15 protein-coding genes are annotated in these 16,337 nt (G+C 70.0%); 8 read left to right on the plus strand and 7 right to left on the minus strand.

All coding sequences use genetic code 11. The features are described 5' to 3' along the window. Positions 1 to 8 precede the first annotated feature (8 nt). Positions 9 to 1,238, plus strand: a complete 1,230-nt coding sequence (locus Q0654_RS10985) for a multifunctional CCA addition/repair protein (protein ID WP_298853812.1) — start codon at positions 9 to 11, stop codon at positions 1,236 to 1,238. Positions 1,239 to 1,291: 53 nt separating this feature from the next. On the opposite strand, the gene Q0654_RS10990 is transcribed toward Q0654_RS10985, so the two are convergent. From Q0654_RS10990 to tsaD, 6 genes are all read right to left on the minus strand, one after another. Then, positions 1,292 to 1,627: a VanZ family protein gene (locus Q0654_RS10990; RefSeq protein ID WP_223809563.1), complete on the minus strand. Its 336-nt coding sequence runs from the start codon at positions 1,625 to 1,627 to the stop codon at positions 1,292 to 1,294. 82 nt (positions 1,628 to 1,709) lie between these two features. After that, positions 1,710 to 2,900, minus strand: a complete 1,191-nt coding sequence (locus Q0654_RS10995) for an SAM-dependent methyltransferase (protein ID WP_298853777.1) — start codon at positions 2,898 to 2,900, stop codon at positions 1,710 to 1,712. Continuing rightward, the gene (locus Q0654_RS11000; protein WP_298853778.1) at positions 2,900 to 3,391 is read right to left on the minus strand and encodes a 6-carboxytetrahydropterin synthase; all 492 of its coding nucleotides are present in this window, start codon (positions 3,389 to 3,391) and stop codon (positions 2,900 to 2,902) included. The genes Q0654_RS10995 and Q0654_RS11000 overlap by 1 nt, the downstream gene beginning before the upstream one ends. Then, positions 3,388 to 4,092 carry an SDR family oxidoreductase gene (locus Q0654_RS11005; protein ID WP_190281907.1) on the minus strand — a complete coding sequence of 235 codons (705 nt, stop codon included), beginning with the start codon at positions 4,090 to 4,092 and terminating at the stop codon, positions 3,388 to 3,390. Before Q0654_RS11005 ends, Q0654_RS11000 begins: the two co-directional genes overlap by 4 nt. Next, the gene (gene folB, locus Q0654_RS11010) at positions 4,089 to 4,448 is read right to left on the minus strand and encodes a dihydroneopterin aldolase (RefSeq protein WP_028840256.1); all 360 of its coding nucleotides are present in this window, start codon (positions 4,446 to 4,448) and stop codon (positions 4,089 to 4,091) included. The genes Q0654_RS11005 and folB overlap by 4 nt, the downstream gene beginning before the upstream one ends. A 111-nt stretch (positions 4,449 to 4,559) precedes the next feature. Beyond that, a complete protein-coding gene (gene tsaD / locus Q0654_RS11015) occupies positions 4,560 to 5,576 on the minus strand; it encodes a tRNA (adenosine(37)-N6)-threonylcarbamoyltransferase complex transferase subunit TsaD (RefSeq protein WP_190281908.1) in 1,017 nt (338 codons plus the stop codon). Positions 5,577 to 5,666: 90 nt separating this feature from the next. Here tsaD and rpsU point away from each other — a divergent pair, with 90 nt between their 5' ends. The 5 genes from rpsU (at position 5,667) to Q0654_RS11040 (ending at position 11,923) form a co-directional block, all read left to right on the plus strand. Continuing rightward, positions 5,667 to 5,882, plus strand: coding sequence for a 30S ribosomal protein S21 (gene rpsU / locus Q0654_RS11020; protein WP_018971772.1), 216 nt, complete (start codon positions 5,667 to 5,669; stop codon positions 5,880 to 5,882). Positions 5,883 to 6,060: 178 nt separating this feature from the next. Then, positions 6,061 to 6,507: a GatB/YqeY domain-containing protein gene (locus Q0654_RS11025; RefSeq protein ID WP_298853786.1), complete on the plus strand. Its 447-nt coding sequence runs from the start codon at positions 6,061 to 6,063 to the stop codon at positions 6,505 to 6,507. 20 nt (positions 6,508 to 6,527) lie between these two features. After that, positions 6,528 to 7,787 carry a TCR/Tet family MFS transporter gene (locus tag Q0654_RS11030; RefSeq protein WP_298853787.1) on the plus strand — a complete coding sequence of 420 codons (1,260 nt, stop codon included), beginning with the start codon at positions 6,528 to 6,530 and terminating at the stop codon, positions 7,785 to 7,787. A 116-nt stretch (positions 7,788 to 7,903) separates the two neighbouring features. Beyond that, a complete protein-coding gene (locus Q0654_RS11035) occupies positions 7,904 to 9,391 on the plus strand; it encodes a DUF4139 domain-containing protein (protein ID WP_298853788.1) in 1,488 nt (495 codons plus the stop codon). A 333-nt stretch (positions 9,392 to 9,724) separates the two neighbouring features. Further along, positions 9,725 to 11,923 (plus strand): M3 family metallopeptidase, encoded by a 2,199-nt coding sequence (locus Q0654_RS11040; protein WP_298853790.1) that lies wholly within the window; start codon positions 9,725 to 9,727, stop codon positions 11,921 to 11,923. A gap of 105 nt (positions 11,924 to 12,028) precedes the next feature. On the opposite strand, the gene Q0654_RS11045 is transcribed toward Q0654_RS11040, so the two are convergent. Continuing rightward, entirely contained in the window at positions 12,029 to 13,960 is a 1,932-nt protein-coding gene (locus Q0654_RS11045; RefSeq protein WP_298853791.1) for a winged helix-turn-helix domain-containing protein, read from the minus strand. 126 nt (positions 13,961 to 14,086) lie between these two features. On the opposite strand from Q0654_RS11045, the gene Q0654_RS11050 reads away from it, so the two are divergent. Both Q0654_RS11050 and Q0654_RS11055 read left to right on the plus strand, forming a co-directional pair. Next, positions 14,087 to 16,006 carry a hypothetical protein gene (locus tag Q0654_RS11050; protein WP_298853792.1) on the plus strand — a complete coding sequence of 640 codons (1,920 nt, stop codon included), beginning with the start codon at positions 14,087 to 14,089 and terminating at the stop codon, positions 16,004 to 16,006. After that, entirely contained in the window at positions 16,003 to 16,299 is a 297-nt protein-coding gene (locus Q0654_RS11055; protein ID WP_298853793.1) for a hypothetical protein, read from the plus strand. The genes Q0654_RS11050 and Q0654_RS11055 overlap by 4 nt, the downstream gene beginning before the upstream one ends. Positions 16,300 to 16,337 lie beyond the last annotated feature (38 nt).

Genomic DNA, 16,337 nt, shown 5'->3' on the forward strand with positions numbered 1-16,337 from the left:
CGGACAACGTGAAGACCTACCTCGTCGGCGGCGCCGTGCGCGACGCGCTGCTTGGCCTGCCTGCAGGCGACCGCGACTTCGTGGTGGTCGGCGCCAGCGTGCAGCAGATGCTGGATGCCGGCTACCGGCAGGTGGGCCGCGACTTCCCGGTTTTCCTGCATCCCGAAACCGGCGAGGAACACGCGCTGGCACGCACCGAGCGCAAGTCCGGGCGCGGCTACACCGGCTTCGTGGTGCATGCCGACCCGTCGGTGACGCTGGAGGACGACCTGCGTCGCCGGGACTTCACCATCAACGCCATCGCCCGCGCCGGCGACGGCACGCTGGTCGATCCGTTCGGCGGCGCGCGCGACATCGAAGCGCGCGTGCTGCGCCATGTCGGCGACGCCTTCGTCGAGGATCCCCTGCGGGTGCTGCGCGCTGCGCGCTTCATGGCGCGCTTCGCGCCGCTGGGTTTCACCGTCGCCCCGGAAACGCTGGCGCTGATGCGGCAGATGGTCGCCAGCGGCGAGCTGGCCGAACTGGTGCCGGAGCGTGTCTGGCAGGAGCTGGCAAAGGCGCTGCGCGCCGCCGCCCCCGGCGCCTTCCTGCGCACCCTGCGCGAGGCCGACGCCCTGCGCGCGGTGCTGCCGGAAGTCGATGCGCTGTACGGCGTGCCGCAGCGCGCGGAGTACCACCCGGAAATCGATACAGGCCTGCACTGCGAGCTGGTCTGCGACATGGCCGCCCGCCTCGCGCCGGGGGACGACCTGGTCGGCTACGCCGCGCTGTGCCACGACCTCGGCAAGGCGCTCACTCCCGCGGACGTGCTGCCGAAGCACCTGATGCACGAGCAGCGTGGGGTCGCCCCCGCAATCGCCATGAGCCAGCGCCTGAAAGTGCCGAACGAACACCGCGAGCTGGCAGTGGCCTGCTGCCGCGAACACCTCAATGTCCATCGCATCGCCGAACTGAAAGCCGCGACCGTGCACGAACTGATCGCCCGCTGCGACGGATTCCGCAAGCCGGCCCGCATCGACCAGCTCGCCAGCGTCTGCGAAGCCGACGCGCGCGGCCGTGCCGGCAGGGGCGAAGCCGACTATCCGCAGGCCGACACGCTGCGTCGCCTGCACGCAGCGGCCATGGCGGTGCGCGGTGCGGATATCGCCGCGCAGGGCGTCATCGGCCCGGCGTTCGGTGAGGCGCTGCGCAAGGCGCGGATCGCGGCGATTGCCGCCGCCCGCCAGCCCTCGGACTGAGAGAGCCCCCGGCGGAACAGGCGCAGCGCGCGATCTTGCTGGACCGGCAGGCGTCAGTGGCGCCGATCGAAGCGCAGCAGAAAATCGCGCAGCGGGGTGAATGCGGTGGCCAGCCCGATCAGGACGCCAAGCGTATTGGCCAGCGCATCGTTGCGGTCGAGCATCCGGCCCAGCTTCATCGACGCCTGCAGGTACTCCAGACCGATCCCCATCAATACCAGCAGCAGGCAGATGAAGCCCCACGACAGCCGCCGCGCGAACAGCTGCACCGCGCCCGCCGCCAGCGCCGCGTAGGCGGCGAAATGCTCCAGCTTGTCGCTGACCGGCAGCGGCGGCAGGTCCTTGCCAGGCAGCAGCGAACCGATCACCACGATGGCGATCGCCAGCATCCACAGTCCGGCCCACAGCCAAGGCCGCCTGAACGGCTTGAGCGAACGGCCGATACGTGGCGCGCGGCTCACCGGCAGCAGCTCACAGGCGATGGCTCAGGTCGCCGACCAGGAAGGCCGCGTCGAGTTCGACGCCGCGCTGGAAGCCGATCGCCTGGAAGCGCTCGCCCATCTCGCTGGGCAGGGTCAGGATCTTGGCCTGCTGGCGCAGGTTGTGGCGCGCCACTTCATCGGCGGTCTGCGCTTCGGCAGCGGCAAGGTTTTCCTGCAACCGGTTGCCGAGCAGGAAGCTGGCCTGCGAGCAGTAACCGGAGAACTCGAAGCCCGCACCCACGCCGGCTTCGGCCAGCGCGGTGAAATCCACCGAGGCGGTGATGTCCTGTAAGCCGGGCCAGGCGAACACGTCATTGGTGACGTGGTGCTGGCGGAACGCGCGCAGGGTGCCATCGTCGCGACCTGGCTGGTAGTACTCGCCGCGCGAATAGCCATAGTCGATGAACAGCAGCGCGCCGTTGCGCAGGCCGCCGGCCACCGCCTGCAGCCAGTACGGCAGCTGCGCCAGCACCTCGCTGCGGTAACCATCGGCGAACGGCGCCGGCAACTGCGATTCGACGCGGCGCACGGCGGCCGCCAGCATCGGGTCGGCGGGTTGCTCGGCACGCACGAAGCGGCCTTCGCCATCCAGCGACACGCACTCCTCCAGCACCTCGCCAGCGCGAATGGCGAAGCGCGGCGTCGGCAGCGCATCGATCACCTCGTTGGCGAACAGCACGCCGTCCCACGGTTCCGAGATCGGCCCGTCCAGCCATTCCACCCGTGCGAACAGCTCCGCCGGCAGCCGCGCCTGCAGCCGCTCACGCTGGCGCTGGCGCAGGTCGGCGCTGGGCTCCAGGATCGCGTAGCGCGCCGGCGGCACGCCATCGGCCTGCAGCTTTTCCAGGCAGGCCTCGGCGAACGCACCGCTGCCGCCGCCCACCTCCATGAACACCGCACCCTTGCCGGCCTGCCGCAGCGCCGGCGCCAGCGCGTCAGCCACGCAGGCCGCGAACAGCGGCGAGCGCTCCGGCGCGGTGGTGAAGTCGCCGCCCGGGCCGAACTTGTGCGCGCCGGCGCTGTAGTAGCCCAGTCCCGGCGCATACAGCGCCAGCTCCATGAATTTCCAGAACGGGATGCGACCGCCGGCAGCGATGATCTGTTCCTGGATCACCTCGCGCAGGTGCGCGCTGTGCGCCTGCGCATCGGCGGACGGCACCGGCAGCGTGGAAGCGGCCATCAGTCGAGCGCCATGCGCCGGCCGGCGCTCTGTCCCGGTCCGGAAAACACCCGCACCTCGATCGCCGCGATGGCGTGCGCGCGCAGCGCCTCGCGGTCCTCGCATAGCCGCTGCAGGAACCAGTAGGCGAACTCCTCCAGGGTGGCGTTCTCGATCGGCAGCAGCAGCACGTCGCCGCGCAGGAACGGGATGCGCTGGCCGTTGAAATGCGCATGCACGTGCTCGCCGGCTTCCTCGATGCGCAGGAATTTCGACCGCGTCGGCAGAATCGTCCACTCGTTCAGTTCGCGGCACAGCGCGACGACGCGATCCTTGTAGATGCCGTAGTCGAAGCACATGCCGTTGCCCAGCATGCGTGCATGGATGTCGACCTCCACGGTGAAGTTGTGGCCGTGCAGGCGTTCGCGTTCGGTCGCGTTGAAGATGGTGAAATGCGCCGCCGAGAACTTCATGTTCTGCTTGGCCAGGCGGATGACGACGGACGGGCTCATGGGAAATCCGCCTCTTCGATGTCGCCGAGCTGCGGGCGCATCAGGATGTCCTCGACCACCGTGCGCGCCGACAGCGACCACGCCGTCCACGCCATCTCCGCCACGTCCGCGGCCGGCATCAGCCGTTCCGGCGGCAGCGGCACGCCGTCCCACGAGGCGGTCAGGGTCGCGCCCGGCAGCAGCGCCACCACGCGCACGCCGTGCGGCTTCATTTCCTCGCGCAGGTTGCGCGAGAAGCCGTACAGCGCGTGCTTGGCGATGCTGTAGGAACCGCCGTTCGGGTAGGCGGCGATGGACGCGGTGCTGCACACGTTCAGCACCATGCCGCTGCGCCGTTCGACCATCTTCGGCAGCAGGCGCCTGGTCAGGCGGTAGGCGCCGAACAGGTTGGCCTGCAGCATGTCCAGCAGGGCGCCGTCGTCCTCGCCGGCGATCCCGCCGGGCCGGAACGCGCCGGCATTGTTCACCAGCAGGTCGACAGCGCCGTGCTGCGCGAGGACGTCGCGCGCCAATGCATCCACGGCGTCGCCGTCACGCATGTCGCAGGCATGGCATTCGACCTGCGGCAGTGCGGCGCGCAGCGCGTCCAGCGCCGCCTGTCCGCGCGCGCAGGCGATCACGGTGGCGTCTTCGCGGGCGAAGCGTTCGACGATGGCGCGGCCGATCCCGCGCGAGGCGCCGGTCACCAGCACCACGCTCATGCAAAACTCCCGCGCTCGATCTCCACGCCCACCGCCGCGGCGTTCGCCAGCGCGTCCGGCTTGGACAACTTCAGCCGCACCGCCTTGGCGCCGAATTCGGTCAGTATCAGGTCGGCGCAGCATTCGGCCAGCGTTTCCACCAGCATGAAGTCGGTCTGCGCAACGTAGTCGGCCAGCCGCAGGCTCACCGCCTCGTAGTCCAGCGCATCGGCCAGCGTGTCGCTGCTGGCGGCAATGCGGTTGTCGAAGCGCATGCGGATGTCCAGCAGCACCGGCTGGGTGGCGTGGCGCTCGCGGTCGTGCACGCCGATCAGGGCGTCCAGGCGCAGGCCTTCGATGAAAACGGTGTCGGTCATGGGGCGTGTTCGCGTTCCCGGGGAACCGGATACCGCGGCGGAATGGGGATTGGATGCACAGCTTAACAACCCGTCCGTGCGTGCCGGCGCCGCCGCGCGGCGCCCGCCCGTTCACACCGCCGCGAGCGTCGCCATGTCCCAGCGCGGCACCGCGCGGATCGCGGCATCGTCGTGCTGGCCGGCGGCCAGCCGCAGCGCGCCGGCAAACGCGATCATCGCGCCGTTGTCGGTGCACAGCGCCGGGCGCGGGAAGCAGGCCCGGCCGCCGCGCTTCCCGCACATCTCCACCAGCTTGGCGCGCAGCCGCCGGTTGGCGCCCACGCCGCCGGCCACGATCAGGGTGTCTGTGCCAGCCGCATCCAGTGCGCGGCCACACTTGATCGCCAGCGTGTCCACCACCGCATCCTCGAAGCCTCGGGCGATGTCGGCGCGGGTCTGCTCGGACTGGTCGCTGTCGCGCCACGCCAGCAGCACCTGCGTCTTCAGGCCGCTGAAGCTGAAATCCAGCCCCGGCCGGTCGGTCATCGGCCGAGAGAATCTGAATTTCCCCGGCACGCCCTGCTCGGCCAGTCTGGCCAGCTGCGGCCCGCCCGGATACGGCAGGCCCATCATCTTGGCGGTCTTGTCGAAGGCCTCGCCGGCGGCGTCGTCCAGGGTTTCGCCCAGCAGCCGGTAGCTGCCGATCGCATCCACCGCCACCAGCTGGGTATGCCCGCCGGACACCAGCAAGGCCACGAACGGCGGCTGCGGTGCGTCTTCCTCGATCAGCGGCGCGAGCAGGTGGCCTTCCATGTGGTGCACGCCGATCGCCGGCACGTCCAGCGCCCATGCCAGCGAGCGGGCCACGCCCGCGCCGACCAGCAGCGCGCCCACCAGGCCGGGCCCGGCGGTATAGGCCACGCCATCGATGTCGGCGGTGGACAGGCCGGCTTCGGCCAGGGTCTGGCGGATCAGCGGCAGCAGCTTGCGCACGTGGTCGCGGCTGGCCAGCTCCGGCACCACCCCGCCGTATTCGGCGTGCAGGGCGATCTGGCTGTAGACCGCATGGGCGCGCAGGCCGCCTGCGCCGGTGTCGTAGACCGCGACGCCGGTTTCGTCGCAGGAGGATTCGATGCCAAGGACGTTCATCCCCCTATCTTGCGCCGAAACCTGGGCTGCTGCTATCATGCGCGGCTCGCCCACTTGTCCGGGCGAATTCTCCAGTCACGAGATTCCCCGATGCCCAGCGTCAAAGTCCGCGAAAACGAACCGTTCGAGTTTGCCCTGCGCCGCTTCAAGCGCACCTGCGAGAAGGCCGGCGTGCTGGCCGAGACCCGCAAGCGCGAGTTCTACGAGAAGCCGACCCAGGAGCGCAAGCGCAAGGCGGCCGCCGCGGTCAAGCGCCATCTGCGTCGCGTCAGCCGCGACGTCACCAAGCGCCGTCGCCTCTACTGAGGCCTCGCCCGGCCCGCATGGCCGGGGCTTGAATTCTTGAAGGGAATCCGGAGCCGGTGTTGCGCAAGCGACACCGGCTTTTCCTGTTTGCGCGCGTTGGCCGCGAATCCTCGCGGGCGCGCCAGTTCCGATGTCCCGCTCTTTCCTGAGCCGCATCCCCGCACATCCGAGGTGAGCCATGAGCCTGAAACAGCGACTGACCGATGACATGAAGGCCGCCATGAAGGGCGGCGACAAGGAGCGGTTGGCGGTCATCCGCCTGGTCAATGCCGCGATCAAGCAGCGCGAAGTCGACGAACGCATCCAGCTCGACGACACCCAGGTGCTGTCGGTGCTGGAGAAGATGATCAAGCAGCGCCGCGATTCGGTCAGCCAGTACGAGGCTGCCAACCGCGAGGATCTGGCCGCGATCGAGCGCTTCGAGATCAGCGTGATCCAGGACTACATGCCGCAGGCGCTGAGCGAGGCCGAGATCGACGCCCTGATCGAGGCCGCGATCGCCGAAACCGGTGCCGCCAGCGGCCGCGACATGGGCAAGGTGGTCGGTGTGCTGAAGCCCAAGGTGGCGGGCCGCGCCGACATGGGTGCCGTGTCCGCCCGCATCAAGGCGCGCCTGGGCGGCTGAAGCCGCGCGGCGCCAAGGCCTTGAGCGCATCCGATCCCGTGGACGGCCTCGCCAGCGAGGCCGCTGCCGCAGCGCCGCCGCCCCGGCGGCGCGCGGCCCTGCTGTTCATCTTCATCACCGTCGCGCTGGACATCCTGGCGCTGGGCCTGATCATTCCGATCCTGCCCAAGCTGATCCTCGAGTTCAGCAGCGGTGATTCGGCCCGCGCGGCCACGCTGTACGGATTGTTCGCCGTCGCCTTTGCCGGGATGCAGTTCCTGGCCTCGCCGGTGCTGGGCGCACTGTCCGACCGCTTCGGGCGGCGGCCGGTGATCCTGCTGTCGAACCTGGGCCTCGGGCTCGACTACATCCTGATGGCGCTGGCGCCCAGCCTGTGGTGGCTGCTGGTGGGGCGCCTGCTCGCCGGCATCACCGCCGCCAGCATCACCACGGCCAACGCCTACATTGCCGATGTCACCCCGCCGGAAAAGCGCGCCGCTGGCTTCGGCATCCTCGGCGCCGCCTTCGGTCTCGGTTTCGTGATCGGCCCGGCGCTGGGGGGCGTGCTTGGCAGCATCGACCTGCGCCTGCCCTTCTGGGTGGCGGCGGCCTTGAGCCTCGCCAATTTCGTTTACGGCTGGCTGATCCTTCCGGAATCGCTGCCGGCCGAGAAGCGCCGGCCCTTCGCCTGGCGCGGGGCGAATCCGCTCGGCGCGCTCAAGTTCCTGCGGGCGCACCCGGGCGTACCGGTGCTGGCTGGCGGCCTGTTCCTGAGCCAGCTCGCGCACATGGCCCTGCCCGCAGCCTTCGTGCTGTACGCCGACTACCGCTACGGTTGGGACGAGCGCGAGGTCGGCCTAGCGCTGGCCCTGGTCGGCATCTGCTCGGCGGTGGTGCAGGCCGGCCTGGTGCGACGGGTGATCCCGCGCATCGGAGAGCGTCGCGGCCTGCTCTTCGGCCTGTCCATGGGCGCTGCGGGTTTCGCCCTCTACGGCTTCGCCAGCGAGGGCTGGATCCTGCTGCTCGGCGTGCCGGTGATGGCGCTGTGGGGCTTCGCCATGCCCTCGGCCCAGGGCCTGCTGACCCGCCACGTCGAAGCCGAAGCCCAGGGCCGCCTGCAGGGCGCACTGACCAGCCTGACCGGCATCGCCGGCATCATCGGCCCGCTGATGTTCAGCCAGATCCTGGCAGCCGCGATCGGCCCGCTGAAGGCCTGGAACCTGCCGGGCGCGCCCTTTCTGCTGGCGGCGGCGCTGCTGGTGATCGCGGCCCTGCTGGTGCGCGCCCGAGTCCGAAGCTGAACGGAAGCGGGCAGGCTCCCCTGTCGGCACAACCCCGCGCGAGCGCATCCTCCGTATCCGCCAGCCGTCGCCGCGATCCGCGTCGGCATTGTCCGCACACCGAATGGAGGTCCACCATGCGCGTTCCCCTGCTGTCGATCCTGAGCCTTGCCATGACTGCCACCTCCGCCGCGGCCGCCGACAGCCCCGATTACGCGCTGACCGTCTACAGCGCGGCAGCCCCCGGGACACTCTCGACCGAGCGTCTGGCCGACTACGGCGATCGCCTGCCGGGCTATGCGGTGATCAGCGATCGCCGTGTGCTGGAGCTCTCCCGCGGCACCGGGGAGCTGCGTTTCTCGGACGTCGCGCGACGCATCGATCCGACCACGGTGAAGTTCGCCTCGCTCACCGACCCGGCCGGCACCCGCGTGCTGGAACAGAACTACCAGTACGACCTGGTCAGCCAGCACAAGCTGCTGCAGCGCTACCTCGGCGAGACGCTGACTGTCGAGCAGGTGCGTGGCGACGCCATCGAGCGCATCAGCGGCACCCTCCTGTCAGCCGATGGTGGCCTGATCCTGTCGCGCGCCGACGGCAGCGTGGTGACACTCAGCAACTGGAGCAGCGTGCAGTTCCCGGCCCTGCCCGGCGGGCTGATCAGCAAGCCCACCCTGGTCTGGACGCTGGACGCCGCGCGCGGCGGTCGCCATGACGCCCAGGTCAGCTACCAGACCCAGGGCATGACCTGGTGGACCGACTACAACATCACTCTGCATGAGGATGGCGGCCGCTGCCGCATGGACCTCGCCGCCTGGGTCAGCCTGGTCAACCAGAGCGGCGGCAGCTTTCCGAACGCGAAGCTGAAGCTGGTTGCAGGCGACGTCAATCGCGCGCCGGCGCCGCCCGAACCGCAGGTGATGTACCGGATGGCGGTCGCCGAAGCGGCCCCCATGGCGGATGGCTTCGCCGAATCCGAACTGTTCGAGTACCACCTTTACACCCTCGGCCGGCGCACCGATCTGCCCGACAACTCGGTCAAGCAGCTTGAGCTGTTCCCCGCTGTTGCCGGCGCCGACTGCCGCCGCGAGCTGGTCTTCACCGCCAGCCCCAGCTATCGCAACTACGGCGCAGCCATGACCGACCAGGGTTTTGGCGCCACCCAACGCGGCGAGGCCGGCGCCTTTCTCGAGTTCGAGAACCGCGAGGCCAACCGACTGGGCATTCCCCTGCCCGGCGGCCGCGTGCGCGTCAGCCAGGCCAGTGCGGACGGCGCGCAGGAGTTCATCGGCGAGGACCTGATCCAGCACACAGCCCGCAACGAGACGATCCGGCTGAAGCTCGGCACGGCCTTCGACATCAGCGGCGAACGCCGGCAGGTCAGCTACAGCTATGACGAGAAGGCCCGCACGATTACCGAAACCATCGAAGTCGAAGTGCGCAACGGCAAGAAGAGCCCGGCCGAGGTCACCGTGCGTGAGTACCTGTACCGCTGGAGCAGCTGGGCCATCACAGGAAACTCGCAGGCCTTCGACAAGCGCGACGCGCAGACCATCGATTTCGCAGTGAAGCTGCCGGCCGAGGGCAAGCAGACCGTGCGCTATACGGTGACCTACCGCTGGTGAGGGCGGTTGGTCGGTCGGGGTGAGCCGCGGGCCCTGCGCCTATTGCGGGGCCTTGCGGCGCTCTCGGCCGGGATTCCGGCGGATGTCGAGCTTGCGTGGGTCACGAGCCGCCCGGGGATCAGCCGCGCGCCGGTGGATCGAAGGTGACCGCGCGATCTTCAGTCGCACTGTGAGCTCCGATCGGGAATGGCGCGAGTGTCGCGCGCAGGTGGGTCGAGCCCCCTGTCGGGCGGCAGGCCGCGAGCAGGAAGCCCCAACCGATGGCCGATGGGCGGCGCGTTTCGCACTGCTATGCTCCGGGGTTCTTTCGGCACGTTCCAACGGAGTTGCCCCATGCGTAGCCCCCTGCTCACCGGCGCCCTCGCCGGTGCGATCACCCTGGCCCTTGGCCTGACCGCCTGCTCCAAGCCGGAAGGCGAAGCGCCGGCGCCGACCGCCAGCGCGCCGGCCGAAGCCGCGCCCGCCGCTGCGGCCGATCTGGCCGACAACCCCTTCATGAGCCCCAGCACCCTGCCGCTGATGGCGCCGGACTTCACCAAGATCCGCGACGAGCACTACCTGCCCGCCCTGCTGGAGGGCATGAAGCAGCACGCCGCCGAGGTCGAGGCGATCGCCAACAACCCGGAGCCGCCGACGGTCGAGAACACCCTGGTGGCGCTGGAGCGCTCCGGCGCGCTGCTGATGCGCACGGCGCGGGTGTTCGGCAACCTTGCCGGCACCGACACCAACCCGACCATCCAGAAGGTGCAGGCCGAGTTTTCTCCGAAAATGGCCGCCCACCAGGATTCGATCCTGCTGAATCCGAAGCTGTTCGAGCGCGTCAAGTCGATCTACGACGCCCGTGAAGTGCTGAACCTCGACGCTGAAACCAAGCGCCTGGTCGAGCAGACCCACCTGCGCATGGTGCGCGCCGGCGCCGAGCTGTCGGAAGACGCCAAGACCCGCATCCGCGCTCTCAATGAGGAGCAGGCCGGGCTGATGACGGCCTTCCAGCAGGCCCTGCTGAAGCAGACCGAGCTCGCTTCGGTCGTCGTCGACGACGTCGCCCAGCTCGACGGCCTCTCCGAGGGCCAGATCGCCGCAGCCGCAGAAGCCGCCAAGGCTTCGGGCCATGAGGGCAAGTGGCTGATCCGCATCACCAACACCACCCGCCAGCCGGTGCTGACCTCGCTCAAGAACCGCGAGCTGCGCCAGCGCGTGTGGGAAGCCTCGGCCAACCGCGGCCTGGTCGACGGTGAAGGCGACACCCGTCCGATGGTCCTGCGCCTCGCCCAGCTGCGCGCCGAGCGCGCGGCCCTGCTTGGCAAGCCCAACCACGCCGCCTTCCAGCTGGAAAACCAGATGGCCGGCACGCCGGAAGCCGTGCTGAAGATGCTGTCGGACCTGGCGCCGACCGTGGTCGAGAACACCAAGAAGGAAGCGGCCGACATCCAGGCGCTGATCGACGCGCAGGGCGGCGGCTTCCAGCTGCAGCCCTGGGACTGGGAGTTCTACGCCGAGCAGGTGCGTGCGCAGAAGTACGATCTCGACCCCGAGCTGGTGAAGCCCTACTTCGAGCTCGACCGCGTGCTTCGTGACGGCGTGTTCTACACGCTGAACCGCTTCTACGGCGTCAGCTTCAACGAGCGCCGCGACCTGCCCGTCTATCACCCCGACGTGCGCGTTTTCGACGTGATCGACTCCGACGGCACCCAGATCGGCCTGTTCTACGCCGACTACTTCGCGCGCCCCAGCAAGCGCGGCGGCGCCTGGATGTCCACCTTCGTCGACCAGAGCGAGCTGCTGAACCAGAAGCCGGTCGCGCTGAACGTCATGAACATCCCGAAGCCGGTGGAAGGCCAGCCGGCGCTGATGACCTTCGACGAGGTCACCACCATGTTCCATGAGGTCGGCCACGGCGTGCATGGCCTGTTCTCGAAGGTGAAGTACCCCTCGCTGGCCGGCACGGCGGTGCCGCGCGACTTCGTCGAGTTCCCCTCGCAGTTCGAGGAAGACTGGGCCAAGCACCCGGAGATCCTCGCCAACTACGCCAAGCACCACCAGACCGGCGAGCCGATCCCGGCCGAGCTGATGCAGAAGGTGCTGAACGCCTCGGGCTTCAACCAGGGCTTCGACACCCTGGAGTACGTGGCCGCCAGCTTCCTCGACATGGAATGGCACACCCTGCCGCAGGGCGCGGTGGTGGAAGACGTCGAAGCCTTCGAGAAGGCCGCGCTGGCCAAGCACGGCGTCGACTTCGCGCCGGTGCCGCCGCGCTACCGCAGCGCCTTCTTCGCCCACGTGTTCCCGGGCGGCTATTCCTCGGGCTACTACGCCTACATCTGGAGCGAAGTGCTGGCAGCCGACGCCTTCGCCTTCGTCACCGAGCAGGGCGGCCTGAACGCCGAGCTGGGTGCGGCCTACCGCCAGGGCATCCTGTCGCGCGGCGGCACCGAGGACCCGATGGAGATGTACGTGAAGTGGCGCGGCAAGCAGCCGGACGCCGACAACCTGCTGTACCGCCGCGGCCTGAAGAACAAGAGCGACGACTGATCGCCTGAGCGAACACTCGCGCCGCAACAGGAGAGGGCGCCGTCGGCAACGACGGCGCCCTTCTTCTTGGACCCGCCGGACGTGTTTTCGCTGCGCGCGGACTTCCTACGGCAACTGCGGGGGGTAGCCGATCGCTGCCAGCGCCTTCCGGTAGCGGGGATCGCTGCGCAGATTGGCAAGCAGCGGGTCGAACGGGAGGTACATCACGCTGCTGTCGCCGCCGCGAATGGCGCGCTCGATCCACTCGAAGGCCAGATCGCTCTCGCCGCGCCAGGCGTGCGCGGCGCCGACCCAGTAGCCGTCGGCGATGCCAAACTGCCGGCGCAGCGCATCCAGCGCGGCGTCGGAGCCAGCGCGATCGCCGAGCTCATGCAGCGCGATGACGGTGCCGACCAGCCGGAACAGGGTCGAGGAATGCTCCAGCCGCTCCAGCGCCTGCTGTGGCCGCTCCTCGAAGATGTCGCAGAGCGCCAGGTAGAAGTTCGTGTGCGGGTTCTCGGGCAGGTCGTGCAGCTGGAGCAGCAGCACCGCGCGTGCATTGCGGGTGTCGCCCAGCGCGAGGTAGTGCCAGCCCTGGTTGCGGCGCGCGCCGGACTCGGGATCCAGCGCGATGGCCCGCGCGCCCGTGGCGACGGCCTCTTCGAGCCGCCCCATCGAGGCCAGCAAGCGAGCCTTCCACACCAGCAGGGTCGCGGACTCGCCGCCGGGCGTCAGCGCCTGCGCATGCTCCAGATCGGCCCAGGCGCCCGCATAGTCGAAGCGGTAGAGCAGGCGCGTCTCCGACAGCAGCAGGTAGTCGAGCGGATCGGGCGGGCTCAACTCCAGCGTGCGCCGCCAGGCCTCGAAGGCGCGCGCCCTGCCCTGCAGCAGCTGCTCGGCGCTGTCGGCGTAGTAGCCGCTGCCACCGAGGATGCCGGCGAGCATGCGCCAGGCATCCGCATAGTTCGGGTCCAGCGCGATCGCCTCCTCCAGCACCGCGATCGCCCGACGCTGGCTGTTGGGGTCGTTGTTGCCGGCGAACAGGGTGGAGGCGCGCAGGAAGGCACGATAGGCCGCAGCGTTGGCCGTGCCGCGCGCGCGCGCCGGATCATGGCCCCAGCGCCCCGGCTGGCCGCCGATGCCGTCCAGCAGGCGCTCGGTCACCGCGTCGATCAGGGTCGCCTGGTCGTAGGGCGCGCGCTCGAAGGTCTCGTCCAGCGGGGGCGTACGCCCCGTGGTGTCGACCAGCTGCAGCGATACCCGCAGGCGATCGCCACGGCTCTCGACGCTGCCGCTGACCAGCAGGTTGGCGCCCAGCTCGGCGCCCAGCGTCTCCGGATCGAAGTCCCAGGCCTGCACGCGCTCGCTGGGTGCGCGCGCGACGACGCGCAGGCCGGGAACGCGCTGCATGCGCTCGCGCAGGTGATTGGCGAGACCCGCGGCGAACACCGCGTGCCGGCCCTCTTCACTGAGGTCGCGGAACGGCAGCACGGCGATGACGTCGGCGAGGTGGCCGGCCGGCGCGTGCGCCGAAGGCGCTTGCAGGCGCCACCCCACGGCGGCGATCAGGACCAGCAACAGGATCGCAAGACCCGCCCCAAGCGCGCGTCGCGGCGGCGCCGATGCCCCGAGCGGTGCAGCAGGGGCCATCGGAGCAGGCGGCGCATCGACCGCCGCGGGCGCTCCGCCAGAGGCAGCATCCAAAGACAGGGGCTCACAGGCTTCGAGCAGGCGATAGCCGTAGCCGTGCACCACCCGCAGGCGCTCGCCCTCGGCATCGCCGATGGCCAGGCGCAGCTTGCCGATCGCCTTGGCCAGGGAGTTTTCCGACACCACGCGCCCGGGCCAGCCGGCACGCAGCAGGCGCTCCTTGGGCTGGATCCCGCCCGGCGCGGCCAGCAGGCAGCGCAGCAGCTCGAACCCCGCGCGATCGAGCCTCACCTCCTTGCCCTCGCGGAAGGCCTGACAGCGATCGAAGTCGACCTCCAGCGCCCCGACGCGCCAGCGCCCGGAAACCGGGGGCTGCGCCTGCGCTGCGGTGTCGACCCGGATATCCATTCGCAAGCCTCTGTCGCGCAAGGGCTTCCAGAAACTATCAGAAGTTTTCAGAACTCGGCTATTGGCAAGCGGCGCGGACGCATGACGCAATCGGGGCAGTCCCCACGTGCGCCAGAGGCGGCTTCCATGCGACCACGTCCCCTGCTTGCCCTCGCCCTTCCGCTGGCGCTCGCCGCTGCCGTCTGCGCCTCCGCCGCGAGCGCGTCGGCGCCGGCCACCCTGGCCTACCAGGGGCGGCTTGCGGATGCCGGCGGCAACCCGATCAGCGCCAGCCTCAGCATCACCTTCCGCCTGTATGCGGATCCCAGTGGGGGCACGCCGCTGTGGAGCGAGACCCAGAACGCGGTCGACGTCGACGGCGGCAATCTCGCCGTCGAGTTGGGCCAGGTGGTTGCGCTGCCGCGCGACCTCTGGGGCCGACAGCTCTACCTCGGCATCCAGATCGCCGGCGACGGCGAGATGGCGCCGCGACCGCGCCTGACTGCCGCGCCCTTCGCCTTGCGCGCCGGCAGCCTGATGCGGCGCACGATCGTGGTTTCGGCCGAAGGCACGCCGCAGGAGAACGGCAGCCGCCTGCTGGCGACCGTCGCTGCGATCAGCGATGCCAGCGCCACGGCACCGGTGGCCATCGAGCTTGACGCCGGCCGCTACGACCTGGGCAGCGCAGCCCTCGTGCTGCCCTCGCACACCCGCCTGAGCGGCAAGGGCCAGGCCGCCACGTTCATCACCTCGGCGTTCACCGCACCCGAGTTCGCCGCCTCGCTGCAGCTTGGCTCGGACACCGAGATCACCGACCTCACCGCGGAGAACACGGCGGTTCCCTTGAACTTCGCCGACAGCCAGGTCGGCATCGCCGCGATCGATCGTGCCGCCCCGCAGCAGCTGGTGGCGCGGGTACGGCTGCAGCGGGTGACCGGCATCAGTCGGGCAGCGCCCGGCACGCTGGGTCAGCGCGCCGGCATCAGCGTCTGCGCCTTCGACAGTCAGGTCCGCGATGTGGTCGGCCGCGCGCTCGGTGGGCAGTATGCGATGGGCCTGCGCGCCGACTGCCCGGGCTTCAATCTGCGCATCGAGGGGGCGCTGATCCAGGCCGCCGACGCCACCGAGGGCATCCGCGGCAGCTACTTCATCGCCGGCCAGGGCAACGTCTGGCGCGACCTCCACGTGCAGCTGCAGGCAGGCGCCAGCGTCCTCAACGTCTACGGGCTGCGCTTCCTCGGCGCACCGGCGGTGTTTTCCGATGGGCCGCAGGGCCGACTCTCGAACGTCCGGGTCAGCATCCAGGGCAGCGCCAGCGGAACCACGTCGACCACGCGGGCGGAGGGCATCGTGGTCGAGAACGCGGGCCAGCTCGCAGTCATCGAACACAGCGCGATCGACATGCGCGACCTGCGCGCCACCCAGGTCAGCGCCTTGCGCCTGCGCGACGGCACCAGCAACCAGCCCGCGCAGGCCGCGCTCGAGGTACATGACCTGCGCATCCGACTGCGCGGACGCCAGGACAGCAGCCAGGGCGGCGGGGAGACTTCGGGCATCCGCATCGAAGCGATCCCGCCTCGGCTCAGCCAAGTCCACGTGCAGGTCGAATGCCTCGCGGGCGATACCGCGCCCTGCATCGGGATCGGACAGAGCGCGAACTGGTCCGCGCCCGCCGGAAGCGCTCCGCTGCGGATCGAGCACAGTCTGGTCGAAGCGGGCCATGTCAACGCTGGCGCCGGCGCGAGCGCCGCCGCCCTGGAGCTGAGGGGCCGCGCGCGGGTGGAGGCGAGCAGCCTGCGCCTGCAGCGCTCATCCGCGAACGAAACGGTGCGCGCGGTCAGCCTGATCGCCGCCGCGGCCAACCTGAAGCTGCAGCAGTCCAGCCTCGTCGCCACCGATGCCGCGGACAGCAATTCGGTCTGCCTGCTGGCGGGCCCCGCGGGGGCCAGCGCAGAGTGGTACGGCAACCACCTGCAGGGCCAGCGCTGCGACGGCGGCCAGGTCAATCTGATCTGTGCCGGCAACACCCTGCGCGGCACCGGTCTGCTCGCCGGCAGCTGCCCATGAACCCGCGCTGCGCCATCCGCGCGCTCGCGCTCGGCCTCACGATCGGGGCGCTGTCGAGCGTCGGCAGCGCGGCCTTCGCGACCGAGACCGGCAGCCCGCAGTACCGACTGGTCGGCCCCGCACCGGCCAGCACGGCGAGCGTGACCGCCTCGCCCCTGCAGCGTTTGCGCTGGATCGGAGGCAGCGGTCAGCCGGTCGGCATCGCGGCCAGCCCGAATGCGAGTACGAACAGTGGCGGCAGCAGCCTGCAGCTGCCGACCAACCGCATCTTCCGCGACGGCCTGGAAGACTGACAGGCCCGCACGCCCGCGGCTGTGCATGGCGCGCGGGC

It is taken from the genome of uncultured Aquimonas sp. (assembly GCF_937888285.1).
Taxonomy (GTDB): Bacteria; Pseudomonadota; Gammaproteobacteria; order Xanthomonadales; family Xanthomonadaceae; genus Aquimonas.